The 19,311-nt window shown below is 59.9% G+C and carries 16 protein-coding genes; 11 read left to right on the top strand and 5 right to left on the bottom strand.

From position 1 onward, the window contains the following. Window positions 1-17: 17 nt before the first annotated feature. Window positions 18-473 (top strand): DUF1178 family protein, encoded by a 456-nt coding sequence (locus HW561_RS15915; RefSeq protein WP_176866328.1) that lies wholly within the window; start codon window positions 18-20, stop codon window positions 471-473. 3 nt (window positions 474-476) lie between these two features. Further along, on the top strand, window positions 477-1,115 hold the full coding sequence (locus HW561_RS15910) for an SDR family NAD(P)-dependent oxidoreductase (protein ID WP_176866327.1): 639 nt from the start codon (window positions 477-479) through the stop codon (window positions 1,113-1,115). Here HW561_RS15910 and HW561_RS15905 read toward each other — a convergent pair. Beyond that, a complete protein-coding gene (locus HW561_RS15905; protein WP_176866326.1) occupies window positions 1,109-1,462 on the bottom strand; it encodes a hypothetical protein in 354 nt (117 codons plus the stop codon). The genes HW561_RS15910 and HW561_RS15905 overlap by 7 nt on opposite strands. Window positions 1,463-1,627: 165 nt before the next feature. Between HW561_RS15905 and HW561_RS15900 the strand changes: the two genes are divergently transcribed. The 6 genes from HW561_RS15900 (at window position 1,628) to HW561_RS15875 (ending at window position 10,461) form a co-directional block, all read left to right on the top strand. Beyond that, the gene (locus HW561_RS15900; RefSeq protein ID WP_176866325.1) at window positions 1,628-2,866 is read left to right on the top strand and encodes an aspartate kinase; all 1,239 of its coding nucleotides are present in this window, start codon (window positions 1,628-1,630) and stop codon (window positions 2,864-2,866) included. Window positions 2,867-2,912: 46 nt separating this feature from the next. Further along, window positions 2,913-5,156, top strand: a complete 2,244-nt coding sequence (gene ptsP / locus HW561_RS15895; RefSeq protein ID WP_176866324.1) for a phosphoenolpyruvate--protein phosphotransferase — start codon at window positions 2,913-2,915, stop codon at window positions 5,154-5,156. 162 nt (window positions 5,157-5,318) lie between these two features. Next, window positions 5,319-6,764: a glucose-6-phosphate dehydrogenase gene (zwf, locus tag HW561_RS15890; RefSeq protein WP_176866323.1), complete on the top strand. Its 1,446-nt coding sequence runs from the start codon at window positions 5,319-5,321 to the stop codon at window positions 6,762-6,764. Between the two features lie 2 nt (window positions 6,765-6,766). Beyond that, the gene (edd, locus tag HW561_RS15885; RefSeq protein ID WP_176866322.1) at window positions 6,767-8,572 is read left to right on the top strand and encodes a phosphogluconate dehydratase; all 1,806 of its coding nucleotides are present in this window, start codon (window positions 6,767-6,769) and stop codon (window positions 8,570-8,572) included. Between the two features lie 5 nt (window positions 8,573-8,577). Beyond that, on the top strand, window positions 8,578-9,213 hold the full coding sequence (locus HW561_RS15880) for a bifunctional 4-hydroxy-2-oxoglutarate aldolase/2-dehydro-3-deoxy-phosphogluconate aldolase (RefSeq protein WP_176866321.1): 636 nt from the start codon (window positions 8,578-8,580) through the stop codon (window positions 9,211-9,213). Window positions 9,214-9,264: 51 nt separating this feature from the next. Beyond that, a complete protein-coding gene (locus tag HW561_RS15875; RefSeq protein WP_176866320.1) occupies window positions 9,265-10,461 on the top strand; it encodes a pyridoxal-phosphate-dependent aminotransferase family protein in 1,197 nt (398 codons plus the stop codon). Between the two features lie 22 nt (window positions 10,462-10,483). On the opposite strand, the gene HW561_RS15870 is transcribed toward HW561_RS15875, so the two are convergent. After that, entirely contained in the window at window positions 10,484-11,590 is a 1,107-nt protein-coding gene (locus tag HW561_RS15870) for a pyridoxal phosphate-dependent aminotransferase (protein ID WP_176866380.1), read from the bottom strand. Between the two features lie 93 nt (window positions 11,591-11,683). Between HW561_RS15870 and HW561_RS15865 the strand changes: the two genes are divergently transcribed. The 3 genes from HW561_RS15865 (at window position 11,684) to HW561_RS15855 (ending at window position 13,971) form a co-directional block, all read left to right on the top strand. After that, window positions 11,684-12,754: an SMP-30/gluconolactonase/LRE family protein gene (locus tag HW561_RS15865; protein WP_176866319.1), complete on the top strand. Its 1,071-nt coding sequence runs from the start codon at window positions 11,684-11,686 to the stop codon at window positions 12,752-12,754. Window positions 12,755-12,820: 66 nt separating this feature from the next. Further along, a complete protein-coding gene (locus HW561_RS15860) occupies window positions 12,821-13,603 on the top strand; it encodes a crotonase/enoyl-CoA hydratase family protein (protein ID WP_176866318.1) in 783 nt (260 codons plus the stop codon). Then, complete coding sequence (locus HW561_RS15855) at window positions 13,600-13,971, top strand: VOC family protein (protein ID WP_176866317.1); 372 nt, start codon at window positions 13,600-13,602, stop codon at window positions 13,969-13,971. Before HW561_RS15860 ends, HW561_RS15855 begins: the two co-directional genes overlap by 4 nt. Here the strand turns inward: HW561_RS15855 and HW561_RS15850 are convergent. From HW561_RS15850 to HW561_RS15840, 3 genes are all read right to left on the bottom strand, one after another. Further along, a complete protein-coding gene (locus HW561_RS15850; protein ID WP_235962938.1) occupies window positions 13,968-15,167 on the bottom strand; it encodes a benzoate/H(+) symporter BenE family transporter in 1,200 nt (399 codons plus the stop codon). The genes HW561_RS15855 and HW561_RS15850 overlap by 4 nt on opposite strands. A 106-nt stretch (window positions 15,168-15,273) precedes the next feature. Next, entirely contained in the window at window positions 15,274-18,432 is a 3,159-nt protein-coding gene (locus HW561_RS15845; protein ID WP_176866316.1) for a valine--tRNA ligase, read from the bottom strand. An 80-nt stretch (window positions 18,433-18,512) separates the two neighbouring features. Beyond that, window positions 18,513-19,241 (bottom strand): dienelactone hydrolase family protein, encoded by a 729-nt coding sequence (locus HW561_RS15840; protein WP_176866315.1) that lies wholly within the window; start codon window positions 19,239-19,241, stop codon window positions 18,513-18,515. Window positions 19,242-19,311: the final 70 nt, after the last annotated feature.

Below are 19,311 nucleotides of genomic sequence, written 5' to 3'. Positions count from 1 at the left end.
GATATTTTGGACGAAACATGATTCAGTACGCGTTAAAATGCAGCGAAGGTCACACATTCGATAGCTGGTTCCAATCGGCCGAAGCCTTCGACAAGCTGTCAGCATCAAGTATGGTGACATGCATGGTCTGCGGATGTGCGCAGGTGGAAAAGGCGATCATGACACCGCGCGTTCGCCCCGCCCGCAAGGCGCAATCACAGCCCGAGCCCAAACCGCTTGCAGCAGGCGATATCGACGTTGCGACTCCGGCGCCTAACGTTGAAAAGGCGTTGACCGAGTTGCGGCGCAAGGTCGAAGAAAACTCGGATTACGTTGGCAAGGATTTCGCCAGCGAGGCGCGGAAAATCCATCTGGGTGAGGCACCGGATCGCGCCATATATGGCGAGGCTAAACTGGATGAGGCCAAAGCCCTGGTCGAGGACGGCGTGCCGGTCGCGCCTCTTCCATTCGTTCCCAGCAGAAAGACGAACTGAACCATGCATATCTTGATCACCGGGGCCAATCGCGGAATCGGGCAGGCCCTGGCGGATCGATACCGCGACCGGGGTGAGGCTGTCACCGGAACCACCCGCGATAACAGCGCTCAGGTTCGCCTTGATGTGTCAAACCCCGCACAGCAGGCGGCAATGGCCCGGCAGCTTCAGGGACAACCCATAGATCTGTTGATCTGCAATGCGGGTGTTTATCTGGACAAAGGCCAAGGCATCGACGGATACCCCGCCGATATGTGGGCGCAAAGCTTTGCAACCAACGTGACCGGTGTGTTTCTGACGGTTCAGTCGCTTTTGCCGAACCTGCGTGCCGCGCAGGGCAAGATTGCGATCATGTCCTCGCAAATGGCCTCGCACACGCGGGCGCCCGGTGGCAGCTATATCTATCGTGCGTCCAAGGCGGCCGCGTTGAATCTGGGGCGCAACTTGGCCACCGACCTCAAAGGCGACGGCATCGCCGTGGGTATCTATCACCCCGGGTGGGTGCAGACGGACATGGGCGGATCAGGGGCTGATATCGATGCGGATCAGGCCACGACAGGCCTGATTGATCGATTTGATGCGTTGTCACTGGCCACCACGGGCTGTTTTGAAACCTATGACGGCGAAACCCACGCTTACTGAGCCAGCGCGGCTTTGGGAATTTCGTACACCTCGCCGGGATCAATGAAGATCACCAGAAGATCGCCGCGCGTCTCATAGGTCAGTTTCGCGGCAGAGCTGCTGGACTCCGGCACTCCATCGGTAAAATAGATGCTGCGTACTTCACCGTTCCCTAGTCCAACGGCCAGCGTTATGGTGCCGTCGTCCCGGCGACGCAGCTCTGCGTTGCAGCTTTTCAGCGGATCACCGGCATTTACTGCACAAGGCACGGTGCCCAGACCGCTTTGGCCGTCGGTTCCAACAACACTTGCGACCTGCGCAAGGGCAGGGGACGACAGAAGGGCAAAGGCAATGGTAAAGCGGAGCATGAATAACCTCTTGGAATAGCAGCTAACCCTAGGCTGACACTGCAGCTTGGCATTGTAAAGCTGCCCTGCGCCGCAGGTGAAACTTCTTTGCGGTCTTGCCCTTGCGGCCCCCCTCGCATATGAGGCACGGAAGTATAAATCCAAGGCGCGGAGACACTTGCCCCCATGCCCGTACTCGTGATGAAATTTGGTGGCACATCGGTTGCCAATCTCGACCGCATCCGCCGCGCGGCGAAACGCGTGGGCGTCGAAGTGGCCAAGGGCTATGACGTGATCGTCATCGTCTCGGCCATGTCCGGTAAGACCAATGAACTGGTGGGCTGGGTCAACGAAACATCGCCCATGTTCGATGCACGCGAATATGATGCGGTTGTGTCCTCGGGCGAGAATGTCACTGCCGGTTTGATGGCGTTGACGCTGCAGGAAATGGACGTGCCCGCGCGCAGCTGGCAGGGCTGGCAAGTGCCGCTGCTGACCACCAGCGCCCACAGTCAGGCCCGGATCGAAGACATCCCGCCCGAGAACATCACCCAGAAATTCGACGAAGGCATGAAGGTTGCCGTCGTCGCAGGCTTTCAGGGGCTGAGCCCCGAGGGTCGTATCACCACGCTGGGCCGAGGTGGCTCGGACACGACTGCCGTGGCCTTTGCTGCCGCCTTTGGTGCCGAACGGTGTGACATCTACACCGATGTGGACGGCGTCTATACCACCGACCCGCGCATCTGTGAAAAGGCGCGCAAACTGGACAGGATCGCGTTCGAGGAAATGCTCGAACTGGCCTCGCTGGGGGCCAAGGTGCTGCAAACCCGTTCCGTGGAACTGGCGATGCGCTACAAAGTGAAACTGCGCGTTCTTTCAAGCTTTGAGGAACAATCCGACGAGGCCGGCACGCTGGTCTGCGACGAGGAGGATATCATGGAATCCAATGTTGTGGCCGGTGTGGCCTATTCCCGCGACGAAGCCAAGATGACCGTCGTTTCGGTGGCGGACCGTCCCGGCATCGCCTCGATCATCTTCACTGCACTCAGCGAAGAGGGCGTGAATGTCGACATGATCGTGCAGAACATCTCGGACGAGGGGCGCACGGACATGACCTTTTCGTGCCCCACCGATCAGGTGGCGCGGGCTGAAAAGGCGTTGCTGGCGATCAAGGGCAAAGGTGAGATCAACTACGCCGAACTGGTTGCGGACGAAGACGTCTGCAAGGTCTCGGTCGTAGGCATCGGCATGCGGTCGCAATCCGGTGTTGCGGCCAAAATGTTCAAGGTACTCTCGGATGAGGGGATCAACATCAAGGTCATTACAACCTCTGAGATAAAAATTTCCGTTCTTGTTGATCGGAAATACATGGAACTTGCTGTTCAGGCACTGCATGATGCCTTTGAACTGGACAAGGCGGCCTGAGCATTTTAGCCAAGGGTTTTGCCTGACACCAAAAAGCGGTTAGGCCATGGCGGACGGCACTGAAACAGAATCCCGCAAGCTGCTGGGGCGGCTGCGCGAAGAGATGGCGAGCGAAGCCGCCGGTCAAGAGCGTCTTGACCGGATCACGCATCTGATTGCGGACAGCATTCACCGTGAGGTCTGCTCGATTTACCTGTTCCGTGACGATGAGACATTGGAACTTTGCGCGACGGAAGGTTTGTCACCGGAATCGGTGCACAAGACCCGTCTTCGTCTGGGCGAAGGGCTTGTCGGGCGTGTTGCCAAATCCGGCAAGGTTGTGAACACAGCAGACGCGCCCTCGTCCAAAGGGTTCCGGTTTATGCCGGAAACGGGCGAAGAAAAGTACTCGTCTTTTCTGGGTGTCCCTGTGCAACGTCTGGGCGAGAAACTGGGCGTTCTGGTAGTGCAGTCCCGTGATGCGCGCGAGTTTTCGGCCGATGAGGTCTATGCGTTGGAAGTCGTCGCAATGGTTCTGGCCGAAATGGCAGAGCTTGGCGCCTTTGTCGGCGAAGGTGCGGCCCTGTCGCCCCTGCACCAACAATCCGTGCTGTTGCGCGGTGGTCCGGCGCAAGAAGGCTCGGCCGAAGGCCATGTCTGGCTGCACGAACCGCGCGTCGTAGTCACCAATCCCATTGCCGAAGATCCGCATAGTGAGCGCGAGCGCCTGACCGAAGCGGTCGAGGAACTGCGCGTGGGTGTCGACAAGATGCTCGAGATTTCGCAAGGCGGTGACAAGGACCAGCTCAAGGTTCTTGAGGCCTACCGGATGTTTGCCAATTCCAAAGGCTGGATGCGCCGGATGGAAGAGGACATTGCCCTTGGCCTCAGCGCCGAGGCAGCAGTGGAAAAAGAGCAATCGCAGGCCCGCGCCCGCATGGAGCAGGTCACCGATCCGTATCTGCGCGAACGGCTGGCTGATCTGGACGACCTCAGCAACCGCCTGCTGCGTATCCTGACAGGGCAGGGCAAGACCGATAGCGCCGATCTGCCGCCTGATCCGATTCTGGTTGCGCGCAATATTGGCCCCGGTGATCTGCTGGAATATGGCCGGTCGCTCAAGGGCATCGTGCTCGAAGAAGGGTCTGTTGGCAGCCACGCTACCATCGTGGCACGTGCGCTGGCGATCCCATTGGTGGTGCATGTGGGCCGCATCACGACCGAGGCGTTGAACGGTGACCATGTTCTGGTGGACGGTGATCATGGCGTGGTACATTTGCGCCCCGAAGATACCGTCGTCAGTGCCTTCCGCGACAAGATCGCCATGCAGGCCAAGGCGCAGGAACGCTATACTTCGATCCGTGAAACGCCGACGGTGACGCAGGACGGGGCGCGGATCAATCTGGTGATGAATGCCGGGTTGATGGCCGATCTGCCATCCCTTGAAACATCTGGTGCCGAAGGTGTGGGCCTATTTCGGACGGAACTGCAATTCCTGGTGCGCAACAAGATGCCCAAACGTCTGGAGCTGGTCACACAGTACCAGCGTGTTCTGGACGCGGCAGGCGACAAGCGCGTGGTGTTCCGGACCCTGGATATCGGGTCGGACAAGGTTCTGCCCTATATGAAACACGTGGCCGAGCCGAACCCGGCGCTGGGCTGGCGCGCCATCCGCGTCGGTCTGGACAAGCGTGGCGTGATGCGGATGCAGCTTCAGGCACTGATCCGCGCCGCCAATGGTCGGCCTTTGACGGTTATGTTCCCCTTCGTGGCGCAGGCCGAAGAATACCGCGAAGCCCGTTGGGAAGTGAACAAGACCATCGAGCGTGAAAAACGCCTGGGTCATGCGCTGCCCGAAACGCTCGAAGTGGGCGCGATGCTGGAAACGCCATCACTGGCTTTTGCGCCGCAGAAGTTCTTTGACGAAGTGGATTTCATTTCCATCGGCGGTAATGACCTCAAGCAGTTCTTCTTCGCCGCGGACCGCGAGAACGAGCTGGTGCGCCGTCGCTACGACTCGCTCAATGTCAGTTTTCTCACCTTCATCGAGAGCATAGTCGAGCGCTGTGATATCTCGGAAACACCGCTCAGTTTCTGCGGCGAGGATGCGGGCCGTCCGGTTGAGGCATTGTGCCTTGCGGCGATGGGTTTGCGGACCCTGTCCATGCGTCCCGCCTCGATCGGTCCGGTCAAAAGTCTGCTGCTGCGCTCGAACCTGCAGGAGGTGCGCAAGATCATTGCCGATGCCCGCCATCGTGGCGACCAATCCGTGCGCCCGGCGGTTATGGAGTGGTTGCGCAATCAGGCATAGGCCGGAAATCAGCGGTTTTCACTGATTATGTGCTTGATTTTTGCGCAGTCTCTTTCTATTCACACGGTGAATGTTAGCGATAACATGGCGCGTATTGCGTGTTTCGCACTTGTACCAAGCGCCGTGTTTAGCTGACTGTGGGAACTCGAAAGGAGCCTGCTGATGGTTTCACGCGTAATTCCGGTAGAACCGTTCGATCTGGTGTTGTTCGGCGCGACTGGCGATCTGGCGCAACGTAAGATCCTGCCGGGCCTGTATCACCGTTTTGAAGTGGGGCAGATGCCCGAAGATGCACGGATCATCGGTACCGCGCGGTCGGATATGGACAGTGATGCGTTCCGCGAACAGCTGCGCGCGTCAATGCAGGAATTCGCGCCGGGGTTCGAAAAGGACACTTTGGATCGGTTTCTGACCCATGTGGATTACGTGCCGGTTGATGCGTTGGGCGCGGCAGGTTGGGATACGCTCAGCAAGTCCTTGCGCGACGATGTTGTCCGGGCCTTCTACCTCTCGGTTGGTCCGAAACTGTTTTCCGGCATCGCGCAACGCCTGCATGAAAACGGGCTGGCCACGCCCGACAGCCGTATTGTGGTTGAAAAACCCTTCGGCAATGACCTCGCCTCGGCCAAGGCTCTGAACGAAGGGCTGCGCGCCTGTTTTGAGGAACATCAGATCTATCGGATCGATCATTATCTGGGCAAGGAAACAGTGCAAAATCTGATGGCGCTGCGCTTTGCCAATTCCCTGTTCGAGCCGCTGTGGAACTCAACCCATGTCGATCATGTGCAGATCACTGTGGCGGAAACTGTTGGTGTCGAAGGGCGTGGCGCCTACTACGATCAGTCCGGCGCGATGCGGGATATGATTCAAAACCATCTGGTGCAGCTTTTGTGCCTGACCGCGATGGAGCCGCCCTCGAAATTTGCACCCAACGCGGTGCGTGATGAGAAGGTCAAGGTGATCGAAGCATTGGAGCCGGTGGTACAGGCCGATATTGCGCGTGGTCAATACCGCGCCGAAAAAGGTGAGAGTGGCTATGTCGATCATGTCGGCAACCCCGCCAGCCGAACCGAGAGTTTCATTGCGCTCAAGGCCCATATCGGCAACTGGCGCTGGGCCGGGGTGCCGTTTTATCTGCGTACCGGAAAACGCCTGCGGGCGCGCGAATCCGAGATCGCGGTGTTCTTCCGCGACCCACCGCACACAATCTTTCCCAATGTTGGCCCTTTGCACGGCAACGTGCTGGTGATCCGGTTGCAACCGGACGAAGGCATCACTCTGCGCACCACCATCAAGGATCCCGGCCCGGGTGGTTTCCGCTTGTCCGACGTCGCGCTGGACATGAGCTTTGCTGATGCGCTGGGCGCGGATGTCCGGGCACAGGACGCCTATGAACGGCTGATCATGGATGTCATTCGCGGTGACCAGACCCTGTTCATGCGCGGCGATGAGGCAGAGGCCGCCTGGGCCTGGGTCGATCCCATCATTCACGGCTGGGAGGAACGCGGTGACCGCCCCTCGCGCTATGATCAGGGCAGTTCGGGTCCCGAAGAAGCACTGATGCTGATGCATCGCGACGGCCGCCGCTGGCGCCAGATCGGAGGTTAACCATGGTTAACAGCGTTATCACCGACGTCACCCAACGGATCATCGACCGCAGCGCACCCCTGCGCGGCCCCCATCTGGACCGCATGGAACAGGCCCGGTCAAAAGGCCCGGCGCGCGCGCATCTGTCCTGTAGCGGACAGGCCCATGCCTATGCCGGTGCGGGCGAAGACCAGCAGTCGATGGCCATCGGAACAGCCGGAAATCTGGGCATTGTCACTGCCTATAACGACATGCTCTCGGCCCATCAGCCGTTCGAACGCTATCCGGACCTGATCCGCCGCACTATCCGTACCGCTGGTGGAACCGCGCAAGTTGCAGGTGGCGTGCCTGCCATGTGTGATGGCGTCACGCAGGGCGAGGCCGGGATGGAGCTGTCGTTGTTCTCTCGCGACGTGATTGCGCTGGCTGCGGGCGTGGCGCTCAGCCACAACACCTATGATGCCGCCGTGTTCCTCGGAGTGTGCGACAAGATCGTTCCGGGACTGGTAATCGCCGCGCAGAGCTTTGGCCATATACCGGCCGTTTTCCTGCCGGCAGGTCCGATGACCAGCGGCTTGCCGAACGACGAAAAGGCCAAGATCCGTCAGAAATTCGCCGCCGGAGAAATTGGCCGCGAGGAACTGATGGCCGCCGAAATGGCTGCTTATCACGGTCCCGGTACCTGTACATTCTACGGCACCGCCAACACCAACCAGATGTTGATGGAGTTCATGGGCCTGCACCTGCCGGGCTCCAGCTTCATCAACCCCAACACGCCGTTGCGCGATGCCCTGACAGAGGAAGGCGCACGCCGCGCCCTGTCTCTCAGCGCGCTGGGCAACAGTTACACTCCTGTCTATCAGGTCCTCGACGAACGGGCATTTGTGAACGGGATCGTAGGATTGATGGCGACGGGCGGCTCGACCAATCTGTTGATTCACCTGATCGCCATGGCGCGAGCAGGCGGCATCGTTCTGGATTGGGAAGATTTCTCGGACATTTCGGCTGTCGTACCGCTGGTCGCGCGGGTCTATCCCAACGGTCTTGCGGACGTGAACCATTTTCACGCCGCCGGAGGGCTCGGATACACAATCGGCACGCTGCTCGAAAGCGGCCTTCTGCATCCCGATACGCTGACCGTCGCCGGGCAAGGCCTGCATCACTACACGCAGGAACCGAAACTGATTGATGGCGACTTGATTTGGCAGAACGGCGCAGGTCACAGTTTGAACGAAAAGATCGTACGCCCTGCCAAAGACCCGTTCCAGCCCACCGGCGGCCTCTCGCGCCTGACCGGCAATCTGGGCACAGGCGTCATGAAAGTCTCTGCAGTAGCCCCCGAACATCAGGTGGTCGAAGCCCCCGTGCGCGTGTTCCACACGCAGGACGCAGTCAAAGCCGCGTTCAAGGCCGGAGAGTTCACTGGTGACGTCATCGTGGTCGTTCGCTTTCAGGGACCCAAAGCCAACGGTATGCCGGAACTGCATTCGCTGACCCCGATCCTGTCGATCCTGCAAGGGCGTGGGCAAAAGGTGGCGCTGGTCACTGATGGCCGCATGTCGGGTGCGTCCGGCAAAGTCCCCGCCGCGATCCACATCTGCCCAGAGGCACTGGATGGCGGCCCCATCGCCTGTTTGCAAGACGGTGACCTGCTGCGTGTCGACGCCGTGAAGGGCGAGCTGGAAATCCTCACCGAGGGTGTCCTGGATCGCCAACCCGTCATTGCCGATCTTTCGGCCAATCAATATGGCCTCGGGCGCGACCTGTTCGGCGCGTTCCGCAACGCTGTCGGCACCGCCGATACCGGTGCTAGTATATTCGGAGCCTGAAACTTATGTCTGTGAAAACTCAACGCACCCGCGAAATCTGCGCCCTCGCGCCGATCGTGCCGGTTCTGGTCATCGACGACGCCGCACAGGCACGGCCCTTGGCCGAAGCACTGGTTGCAGGCGGCTTGCCCGCGCTCGAAGTCACACTGCGCACACCGGCGGCGCTGGACGCGATCCGCGCCATGGCGGATGTCCCCGGTGGTGTTGTCGGCGCTGGCACGCTGGTCACACCTGAAGATGTCCGCGCCGCAAAAGAGGCGGGTGCGCAGTTTGGCGTTTCACCCGGTGCCACCGACATCCTGATTGCCGCGTGCGAGGCCGAAGGTCTTCCTCTGCTACCCGGTGCCGCCACCGCCAGCGAGGCGATGCGCCTGCTGGAACAGGGCTATGACATGCTGAAATTCTTCCCGGCCGAGGCTTCAGGGGGCGCACCCGCGCTGAAAGCCATCGGTGCGCCCTTGCCGCAAATCACCTTCTGTCCGACCGGTGGTGTGTCGCCCGGCAATGCACGCGATTACCTGTCACTGTCGAACGTGATTTGTGCTGGTGGCAGCTGGGTCGCACCGAAACAGATGGTGGTGGATGGCGATTGGGCTGGCATTGAAACCCTCGCGCGCGATGCAGCCAAGCTGATGGATTGACGCCCAACAAACCTGCGCTAAGGTGGGCGTCAATTCACGTAGGTGGACCTCATGACAAACCAAGTATCTCTCGCGCAGGGGCGCGAGTATCTGGCCATTCCCGGTCCGTCGGTCATGCCCGACGCAGTCTTGCGGGCCATGCACCGCCCGTCGCCCAACATCTATGACGGCGAGCTGATCGAGATGATGCCCACACTGACCGATGATCTGCGTCGCGTCGCGCGCACCCGCCACAACGTTGCCATCTATATCGCCAACGGCCACGGCACGTGGGAGGCGGCGTTATCCAATGTCATCGCCCCGGGCGAAACCGTTCTGGCCCCGGCCTCGGGCCGTTTTACCCATGGCTGGGCGGAGATGGCAGAAGGGATCGGCGCGCAGGTTGAAATGCTGGATTTCGGAACAGCGTCGCCATGGGGTTTTGATCGTATCGCCGAGGCGTTGAGCGCGGATACCGAACACCGGATCAAGGCGGTATTGGCGGTGCACGTGGACACCTCCAGCTCGGTTCGCAACGACATTCCGACGCTGCGGGCACTGCTCGACGATCTGGGTCACCCGGCGCTGCTGATGGCGGACTGCATCGCCTCGCTGGGCTGTGACCGGTTTGAGATGGACGCATGGGGTGTAGACGTCACCGTCACGGCCTGCCAGAAGGGTTTGATGACCCCGGCGGGCGTCGGATTTGTCTTTTTCAACGATAAGGCGCAGGCCAAACGCGCAGCGATGCCGCGTGTGTCGCAATATTGGGACTGGCAACCACGTGCCAACCCTGAGATGTTCTACCAGTATTTCAACGGCACCGCGCCGACGCATCACCTGTACGGCCTACGTGCCGCACTGGACATGATCCATGCCGAAGGGATCGAGAATGTCTGGGCGCGGCATGAACACCTGGCCACAGCGGTCTGGACGGCCTGCGAGATTTGGTCAGAAGGTGGTGCCCTGCACTTGAACGTCGCCGACCGCGCCCATCGCAGCCGCGCCGTCACCGCCCTGCGGCTAACCGACGGCCTTGGTACGCCCCTGCGCAGCTATACCGAAACCCAGCTGGGCCTGACGCTGGGCATCGGCCTTGGAATGGCAGATACTGACGGCTGTTTCCGTCTGGGCCACATGGGCCATGTGAACGGGCAGATGATCATGGGCATGCTGGGGGGTGTTGAAACGGCCATGGCCGCGCTGAACATCCCGCGCGGCAAAGGCGCGTTGGAGGCAGCCGCCGCCGTGTTGGCCGGGCAGGGCTAAGCCCGGTTCGCGCCGGGGGGTATCACCCCTGCGCCGAGGCCAATGCCTTGGGCAAGGCGGCGGCAAAAGCATCCAGATCCGCATCGTTGCCGCAGCTCACCCGGATGCAGCGGTTTTGCGGCGGCGCAAAGGGCATTCGGACGAAAATGCCCTGTTCCACAAGGCTATCAAGAACCACCCTGGCAAACGCCCCGTCCTGCCCGCAGTCAATCGCCACAAAGTTGGTGGCCGAGGGCAGGGGCTCCAGCCCATGTTCCCGGACAATCTGCCCAATACGCTCGCGGGCGTGTTTGATCTGCGCCTGAACCTGTTCCAACCACAGATCATCCTTCAAGGCGGCCAAAGCACCCGCCTGCGCCGCCCGGTTCATCCCAAAATGGTTGCGCACCTTGTTGAAGGCCGAAATCAGCTCTGGCGCGCCCATCGCATACCCGACCCGAGCGCCCGCCATGCCGTAGACTTTTGAGAACGTCCGCATCCGGATTACGCGCGGATCATCCACGGCAATCGGCGCCGCTGTCCCCTCGGGCGCGCATTCCACATAGGCTTCGTCAAGCACCAGCAGGCAACCATCCGGCAACGTCCCCATCGCCGCTAGGATGTCTGCGCCGGGATGCCAGCTGCCCATGGGATTGTCGGGGTTGGCCAGATACACCAGCTTGGCCCCGACCTCTGCCGCTTTTGCAAACAAGGCCGCCGGGTCTTCATGGTCGCCGGAATACGGGACCTTGTGCAGAACCCCGCCAAACCCCGACACATGGTAATTGAAGGTCGGATATGCCCCGTCCGAGGTCACAACGGTATCCCCCGGCTCAACCAGCAGTCGCACCAGATAGCCCAGCAACCCGTCAATGCCTTCGCCTACCACGATGTTTTCGGGCGCGACCCCGTGATGATCGGCCAGAGCATTGCGCAGATCGTGGTTTTCCGGGTCACCATACATCCAGATTTCCCCGGCTGCCTGTTGCATCGCTTCGATTGCACGAGGCGAGGGGCCAAAGACGCTCTCATTCGCGCCCAGCCGCGCCTTGAACGCCGCGCCGCGCTGGCGCTCTTGCGTTTCGGGACCCACGAAAGGAACGGTTGCGGGCAGGGATTGGGCAAGCGGGGTGTATCTGGGACCAGTCATGGTCGCAGATAAGCGCAACAGCTTGATCTGGGCAAGCCTTGCACTGCGCCGCATTCACCGCCAGTCTGCCTACATCTGAAGAAAGAAGATTTCATGCGCTATTTTATTGGTCTCATCCTCATCGGTCTTGCCTATCTGCTGTTCTGGCCCGTCCCAGTCGAACCGGTTGCTCATAAAATGCCAGAAGACCAAGGGTTCACTGGCGATTTTGCCGAAAATAACGCGCTGGATACCCTCGACCTCATTGCTTTGCCTGACGGTCAGATCGGGCCCGAAGATATCGCGGTATTGCCCGACGGAGCGATCTATACCACTAGCCTGTCCGGAAACCTGTACCGGATCGACGGGGCAGAACCGGTTGAGATCGACCAGTTGGGCGGGCGTCCATTAGGTCTCAAGGCGGGCCCAGATGGTGTGCTCTATATTGCCGACAGTTTCCGCGGCTTAATGCGCTGGACCGGGCCGGGCACGTTGGAAAGCGTGGTTTCAGATATCGACGGCGCCCCGGTGATCTATGCCAATCAGTTGGATGTCGCGCAGGACGGCACAGTCTATTTCTCAAACTCATCTGATCGGTTCGATCCTGAAACCATGGGCGGAACCAAGCCGACCTCGGTTCTGACAATCTGGGAACAATCCGATACCGGCTATGTCACCAAACACAGCCCTGATGGAGTGACGAAAAAAATCGCTGATGGCTTTGTCTACACCAACGGCGTTGCGCTTTCACCGGATGAAGATTTTCTGTTGATTGCCGAAACTGGTCGCGCCCGTATCCACAAGCTGTGGTTGTCAGGCCCCAAAGCGGGACGGCGCGAGGTGCTGTTGGACAACTTGCCCGGTTATCCCGACAATATCGAAGCGCAGGGCGATGGGACATATTGGGTTGCCTTTGCTAGCCCACGCGTTCCGGCTGAGGCTTTGATGCCCTATCCATTGCTGCGCAAACTGATCTGGCGCCTCGGACCAATGGTTCGTCCTAAGCCAATCCATCGCGGAATGATGGTGCAGTTTGATGGCGACGGTGACATTTTGCGAAGCCTGCAGGACCCGGATGGTCGTTTGGGCATTACAACGGGGGGCAAGATCGTCGGGGATCAGTTCTACGTCATGACGCTCGACTCGCCATGGTTCGGTCGGATGGCCGTGACACAGATGCCCTGACGTCGCAGTGGAACTGCGCCAACCTTTCGGGGCATGGTTGACGAAACAAGCTTCAGGAGACCCCGCATGGCGCGCGTATCTGTCGAGTACAAAGACCACATTGCCCACATCACTCTGACGCGCGGTGACAAGATGAACGCGCTGGACGATGCGATGATCAAGGCGATCCTGTCGGCCGGGCAAGAGGTTGCCGCCTCGGACGCGCGTGCCGTGGTGCTGTCGGGGGAGGGCAAAAGCTTTTGCGCCGGGCTCGACATGGCCAGTTTTGCGACGCTGGCGCAAAAAGACCCGAGCGAGTGGCTGATGTCACGCAGCCACGAGGACGCCAACGAGATGCAAGAGGTCGCCCTGATTTGGCGGCGCGTGCCGGTTCCGGTGATCTGCGCCATTCAGGGCGTAGCCTATGGCGGAGGATTGCAGATCGCGCTGGGCGCCGATATCCGCATTGCTCATCCTGAAAGCAAACTGGCAGTGATGGAAATGAAATGGGGCCTGATCCCCGATATGGGCGGCATGGCCCTGCTGCCAAAACTGGTTCGCTCGGACGTTTTGCGGTTGCTGACCTATACCGCCCGTCCAATCGGCGCGCAGCAAGCCGCCGATTGGGGGCTAGTGACCAAACTCTCGGACGATCCACTGACCGAGGCGTTGGCCTTGGCCGAGAACATCGCGAACCAAAGCCCCTCGGCCATCCGCGCCGCCAAACGTCTGATCGACGTGGCCGAGGCCCAATCCCGCGCCGACGTTTTGCTGGCCGAATCCGCAGAACAGGTCGAACTGATCGGCAAGCCGGACCAGATGGAAGTCATCACCGCGCAGATGCAGGGCCGTACACCCGAATTCAAATGACCTCGCCAGCCATAACGCGTTTGATTTTGTACACCAAACGTATCGACGAAATGGTGCGCTTTTACGAAACTCATTTCGGGTATACAGCGCACCGGATCGAAGGTGACAGGATCATAGAATTGAAGCCCTGTTCAGGCGGTGTGCATCTATTGTTGCATCCCGCAGGCAAAGCTGCGCGCGAAGGTCAGGCCGTTGTAAAGCTGGTGTTTGACGTTCCGGACGTGCCAGCCTTTTGCGCCCAGGCGCTGAAGCAAGGTTTGGTATTCGGGGCAATCCACAAAGCGGACGGCTATCAATTTGCCAATGCAAAGGACCCGTCAAGGAATTCGATTTCCGTTTCAAGCCGGGCTTTCGTCCACCGCGACTAGCGCACCCGGTTCGTCACCAGATAGGCAATGCCGCCTGCGAGCAAGCCCCAGACTGCTGCCCCAAGACCAAACACAGTGATCCCGGATGCAGTGATGGCGAACGTCAGGATCGCGGCCTCACGCTCTGCCGGAACTTCAAGCGCGGCAAAGGTTGCATTGGCCATCACGCCGATCAGCGCGACGCCCGTCAGCGTGCCCATCAACAGCGGATCGGCATGCGCAGCAAAGCCGGTGATAGCCACTGCAAACACGCCGAACACACAGTAGAAGACGCCCGCCATGATGGCGGACCAATAGCGTTGATCCCGGTCCGGATGGCTGTCCTCGTTCGAACACATCGCGGCGGTGATGGCGGCAAGGCAGGTTGCAGGCGCGCCGAAGGGTGCGGAAAGAAGACTGGCGCCGCCGACGGATGAGAACAGCTTGCCCGGATTGGGTGTGTAGCCAAAGCTGCGCATGACCGCGACACCGGGGATGTTCTGCGTTGCCATGGTGACGATGAACAGCGGGATGCCAATTCCGATTGCAGACGCCAACGACAGGCTGGGCATGGTCCAGACCGGCGCCGCCAGATACTGTTCCGGGCGCACCGAAGCATCACCAGCGCAAAGGACTACAACTAGACCCGCAGCGACTACGGCGGCTGGCACCGCAAACAACTTGTTCAGCCGACCTGCAATGAACCATGTCAGGATGACGGGCAACGCTTGCCATGGCACTTCGACCGCAGCCTTGAACGGAACGATACACAGCGGCAACAAGACCCCTCCAAGCATGGCTTGTGCCAGCGTCGTTGGGATCGCTGCGGCCAGGCGCCCAAGGGGTCGCCACAGACCGGCCAACACAGTCAGGGCGCCGGCGCACAGAAACGCACCAATCGCGCCCGAGAACCCTTCGACCGGGGTTGCAGACACTGCCAAAACGGCGGCTCCCGGGGTGGACCAGGCCACGCTTATCGGTTGTCGGTACCAGAAGCTGAGCACAATTGCGGCCAACCCCATGGCGATGGCCGCGCTCATCAGCCCCGAGGCTGCCTCGGGTCCGGAAGCGCCCATTGCGGACAATCCCTGCAGCACAATCGGGAAAGAGCTGAAGAACCCGACAATGGCCACCACCAGCCCGGTTGATACGGTTTGCATCGGAGGGAAGTTCTGCACCATTGCGTCCTCGGGGTTACCACCCGCAATTGCTAACAATCGCAAACTGCTGTGAACAGGGCCAAAAGGGGTTGAGGCAAAGGAAAACCCCGCCGTTGCATACGCGGCGGGGTTCGGGATTTGAGTATTTTCGAAAAGGTGAAGGTCAGGCGATCTCGGCCAGACGGGCCAGCGCCTCGTTCAGTTTCGCTTCTTCCTCTTCGCGGGCGGCGAGGTTGGCTTTGGCCTCTGCGACAACCTCTTCCGGGGCCGAGGCCACGAATTTGGGGTTGTTCAGACGCCCGCGCAGGCCGCCTAGTTCTTTGGCCAGCTTGCCTTTGGCTTTCTCCAACCTTTCCTTTTCAGCGTCGATGTCGATGATATCCGCCAACGGCAGGCCAAAGCTGGCGCCGGGGGCAGCAATCGAGATGGTACCTTTGGGCAGCTCATCCGACTCGGTGAGGCTGTCGATCCGAGCCAGACGTTTGATCAGTGCTTCATTGCGGTCCCATGCGGCCTGCCCATGCGCGTCGATTTTCGTCACCAACATCGGCACGTAAAGACCTGCCGGAACTCGCATCTGCGCGCGAGCCGAGCGGGTATTTTCGATCACGGAGATCACCCAGTTCATCTCGCGTTCCGCTTCGGCGTCGATCAAGTCGCTGCCATAAGTGGGCCAATCGGCATGGACAATCATCTTGGCGCGGTCGCCCGTCAAGCTCCATAGTTCCTCGGTGACGAAGGGCATGATTGGGTGCAACAGAACCATGCACTGATCCAGAACCCAGCGCATGGTGGCGCGGGTCTCGGCCTGTGCCTCGGCGTCATCGCCCTGCAGCAGCGGTTTGGACAGCTCCACATACCAGTCGCAGACCTTGCCCCAGACGAAGGCGTAAAGCCCGTTGGCGGCGTCGTTGAAACGATAGCTTTCCAGCGCCGCGTCGACCTCTTCGCGCACGCGGGCGGTTTCGCCGATGATCCAACGGTTCACTGCGGCTTTGGGTTTCAGGTCAGCCACATCCAGTCGCGGAACTGCGTCGGTAAAGACCTCGTTCATCTCGGCAAAGCGCACCGCGTTCCACAGCTTGGTGCCGAAGTTGCGATAACCGGTGATGCGTTCGCGGGACAGTTTCAGCACGCCGCCAATTGCCGCCATCGAGGCGTTGGTAAACCGCAGCGCGTCGGCGCCGAACTCGTCCACGATTTCCAGCGGATCGATGACGTTGCCTGTCGTCTTGGACATCTTCTTGCCCTTCTCGTCACGGACGAGCGTGTGCAGGTAGACGGTGTGGAATGGGATTTCGTTCACCACCGCCAGTTGCATCATCATCATCCGGGCAACCCAGAAGAACAGGATATCCGCGCCGGTGATCAGTACATCGGTGGGGAAGTAGCGCTCCAATTCCTCGGTCTGTTCGGGCCAGCCCAGCGTGCCGATAGGCCAGAGGCCGGACGAGAACCAAGTGTCGAGGACGTCAGGGTCGCGCCAAACCGGATAGACCAGTTTGGTTGGATCTTGCTCTACGGCATACTGGGCGAGACTCTCAGCGAACTGATGGATCGCCTCATGTTTGTCAGCAACTTCAACAACGGTTGCATGGCTCAGCGGGCTGGGGATGTTTGCATTGTCATCAAGGAATTTTTCGACAACAGCGTCAAAGCTCGACGCGCATTCCATGACATTGCCACGGTGCAACATGCCGCCTTCGTTCAACAAACGACCGAGTTCGACCAGGTCAAGGTCGCCGTCGTTCTCATCATCCATGAAATTGTCTGCGGAAAGATCGAGACCGTACCAAACCGGAATCTGATGTCCCCACCACAGCTGGCGCGAGATGCACCAGGGCTCGATATTTTCCAGCCAGTGGTAATAGGTTTTCTCGCCCGACTCGGGGATGATCTTGACCGTGCCGTCCTTGACCGCGTCCAGCGCGGGGCCGACGACCTTCTCGGCGTCGACGAACCACTGGTCGGTAAACATCGGCTCGATGACCACTTTCGAGCGGTCGCCGAAGGGCTGCATGATCGGTTTACTCTCGACCAGTGGGACCTGCTTATCGGCCCCTTCGTGATCCGGCTTCAAAGCGGTCGAGCCCAGACGTGGATCATCCGCGCGGGTCATGACGGCCAGACCATCCGCAGTGATCTCTTCCACGACTTTCGCTCGCGCCTCGAACCGGTCGAGCCCACGCAGGTGATCGGGGATCAGGTTGATCGCGTCGATCTCATTCTCGGTGAACTCACGCCCACGCGCGTATTCCTGCGCCTTGCCTGCCTCTTCGGCATAGGGCGCGCCATCGGCCCGCATCGCGCCGCGCGTGTCCATCAGGCGGTACATCGGAATGCCGCCGCGCTTGGCGACCATGTTGTCGTTGAAGTCATGCGCCCCGGTGATCTTCACCGCACCCGAGCCAAAGTCTGGGTCCGGGTACTCATCGGTGATGATCGGGATCTGACGGCGATGCTCTTTCGGTCCAACCGGAATTTCGCAAAGTTTCCCAATGATTGGCGCGTAGCGTTCATCCGACGGATGAACCGCCACCGCACCGTCGCCCAGCATGGTTTCAGGGCGCGTCGTCGCAATGGAAATATAATCCCGCTCTTCGCGGAAGATCACATTCCCATCTTCATCTTTTTCCAAATACTCATATGTCTCACCGCCCGCCAATGGGTATTTGAAGTGCCACATGTGGCCCGGTGTTTCGATATTCTCGACCTCAAGGTCCGAGATAGCGGTCTCGAAATGCGGGTCCCAATTGACCAACCGCTTGCCACGATAGATCAAACCCTTGTTGTACATCTCAACAAAGACCTTGATCACCGCATCATGGAAGTTTGCGGAATTCTCGTGGCCCGTGCGCGGATCACGCGGCGCGCCTGCCATGGTGAAGGCATTGCGATCCCAATCACAGCTTGAACCCAGACGTTTCAGCTGTTCAATGATGGTGCCGCCATATTCGCCCTTCCACTCCCAGACCTTGTCCAGAAACGCTTCGCGCCCCAGTTCACGCCGGCCTGGCTGCTGGGTCGCGGCCAGCATCTTTTCCACCTGCATCTGCGTGGCGATGCCTGCATGGTCCTGACCGGGCTGCCACAGTGTGTCAAAGCCGCGCATGCGGTGCCATCGGATCAGGATGTCCTGCAGCGTGTTGTTGAACGCGTGGCCCACATGCAGCGCGCCCGTCACGTTGGGTGGCGGGATCATGATGGTAAAGCTTTCCTCGCGCGATCTGTTCGCGCCTGCTTTGAAGGCTCCGGTCTGTTCCCAGGCCTCATAGATACGGGCCTCGGCCTCGGCCGCGTTGAATGTCTTTTCCATCGCCATGGGTGCGTCCTGCGTCATCAAATTCGGGTCAGCGACTGCAATAGCGAATGGATGAAGGAAGGGGAAGGGTGCCCGTGCGATCAGGTCATGTCAAAGCGCGCTTTGAAATAGGCATCCACGCGCTGATAAGCCGGATCGTGGAAATCCAGCGTTAGCAGGGAATGGCCCTTGCCCGGAAATTCGGCGGTTTGCAAAAGCCCGCCAAAGGCGTTCTCCAGAGATTGCATCAGCCGCTCCGGGGACATCTTGTCTTCGGCAAACCGCATAGCCAGACCGGGCCCTTTTGCGGCCATGCCAAGCGAGGCTTCTCCGATGTCCTGCTTGCTCATGTGCAACCTGTCACCGCCCAGTATCGGCAAGGCAGGCTGGCTGGCCACACCACCTAATACCGCGTCCTCGGCCATCAGTGTCAGGGCAAAACTGCCAGTGAGGCACATGCCGATGACGCCGACGCCCGCGCTGTCTTCGCGGGTTTTGATTTCACGCGCCAGGGCGCGCATCCAGCCTGCAACCGGGCTCTGTTTACCTCGGGCGAATATGTTGAATTCGCGCCGGACACAGAACAGCCGGGCAAAGTTCTTTCCGGTCTCTGTCTCGCCAAAGGTGCCAAACAGATGCGGCAGGTAAATGCGAAACCCCGATGCGTTAAGCCGTTGCGCCAGTTCCAGCGTTTCCGGCCCGATCCCCGGCAATTCCTGCATGATCATGATCGGCGGCCCGTCGCCTCCGACGTATACGTCATGGGTGGTCTCATGCCCGGTGGTCAATGGGGCGGTGAAGGGGAAAACGGTCTCATGCGTCCATGTCATAGCGCTAAGGCTAACCGAACAGCGCCGTCAGTAAAATTCAAATTTTCCGCGACCTTCTGGACTTCCCTAA

It is taken from the genome of Ruegeria haliotis (assembly GCF_013377785.1).
In the GTDB taxonomy this organism is placed as follows: Bacteria; Pseudomonadota; Alphaproteobacteria; order Rhodobacterales; family Rhodobacteraceae; genus Ruegeria; species Ruegeria haliotis.
The sequence above is the reverse complement of the archived record's forward strand: the minus strand, read 5'-3'. Positions and strand labels throughout refer to the sequence as shown.

Excerpts from the sequence above, each read along its gene's own strand:
- HW561_RS15915 (WP_176866328.1), top strand. The coding sequence starts at position 18 with ATGATTCAGTACGCGTTAAAATGCAGCGAAGGTCACACATTCGATAGC.
- HW561_RS15910 (WP_176866327.1), top strand. The coding sequence starts at position 477 with ATGCATATCTTGATCACCGGGGCCAATCGCGGAATCGGGCAGGCCCTG.
- HW561_RS15905 (WP_176866326.1), bottom strand. The coding sequence starts at position 1,462 with ATGCTCCGCTTTACCATTGCCTTTGCCCTTCTGTCGTCCCCTGCCCTT.
- HW561_RS15900 (WP_176866325.1), top strand. The coding sequence starts at position 1,628 with ATGCCCGTACTCGTGATGAAATTTGGTGGCACATCGGTTGCCAATCTC.
- ptsP (WP_176866324.1), top strand. The coding sequence starts at position 2,913 with ATGGCGGACGGCACTGAAACAGAATCCCGCAAGCTGCTGGGGCGGCTG.
- zwf (WP_176866323.1), top strand. The coding sequence starts at position 5,319 with ATGGTTTCACGCGTAATTCCGGTAGAACCGTTCGATCTGGTGTTGTTC.
- edd (WP_176866322.1), top strand. The coding sequence starts at position 6,767 with ATGGTTAACAGCGTTATCACCGACGTCACCCAACGGATCATCGACCGC.
- HW561_RS15880 (WP_176866321.1), top strand. The coding sequence starts at position 8,578 with ATGTCTGTGAAAACTCAACGCACCCGCGAAATCTGCGCCCTCGCGCCG.
- HW561_RS15875 (WP_176866320.1), top strand. The coding sequence starts at position 9,265 with ATGACAAACCAAGTATCTCTCGCGCAGGGGCGCGAGTATCTGGCCATT.
- HW561_RS15870 (WP_176866380.1), bottom strand. The coding sequence starts at position 11,590 with ATGACTGGTCCCAGATACACCCCGCTTGCCCAATCCCTGCCCGCAACC.
- HW561_RS15865 (WP_176866319.1), top strand. The coding sequence starts at position 11,684 with ATGCGCTATTTTATTGGTCTCATCCTCATCGGTCTTGCCTATCTGCTG.
- HW561_RS15860 (WP_176866318.1), top strand. The coding sequence starts at position 12,821 with ATGGCGCGCGTATCTGTCGAGTACAAAGACCACATTGCCCACATCACT.
- HW561_RS15855 (WP_176866317.1), top strand. The coding sequence starts at position 13,600 with ATGACCTCGCCAGCCATAACGCGTTTGATTTTGTACACCAAACGTATC.
- HW561_RS15845 (WP_176866316.1), bottom strand. The coding sequence starts at position 18,432 with ATGGCGATGGAAAAGACATTCAACGCGGCCGAGGCCGAGGCCCGTATC.
- HW561_RS15840 (WP_176866315.1), bottom strand. The coding sequence starts at position 19,241 with ATGACATGGACGCATGAGACCGTTTTCCCCTTCACCGCCCCATTGACC.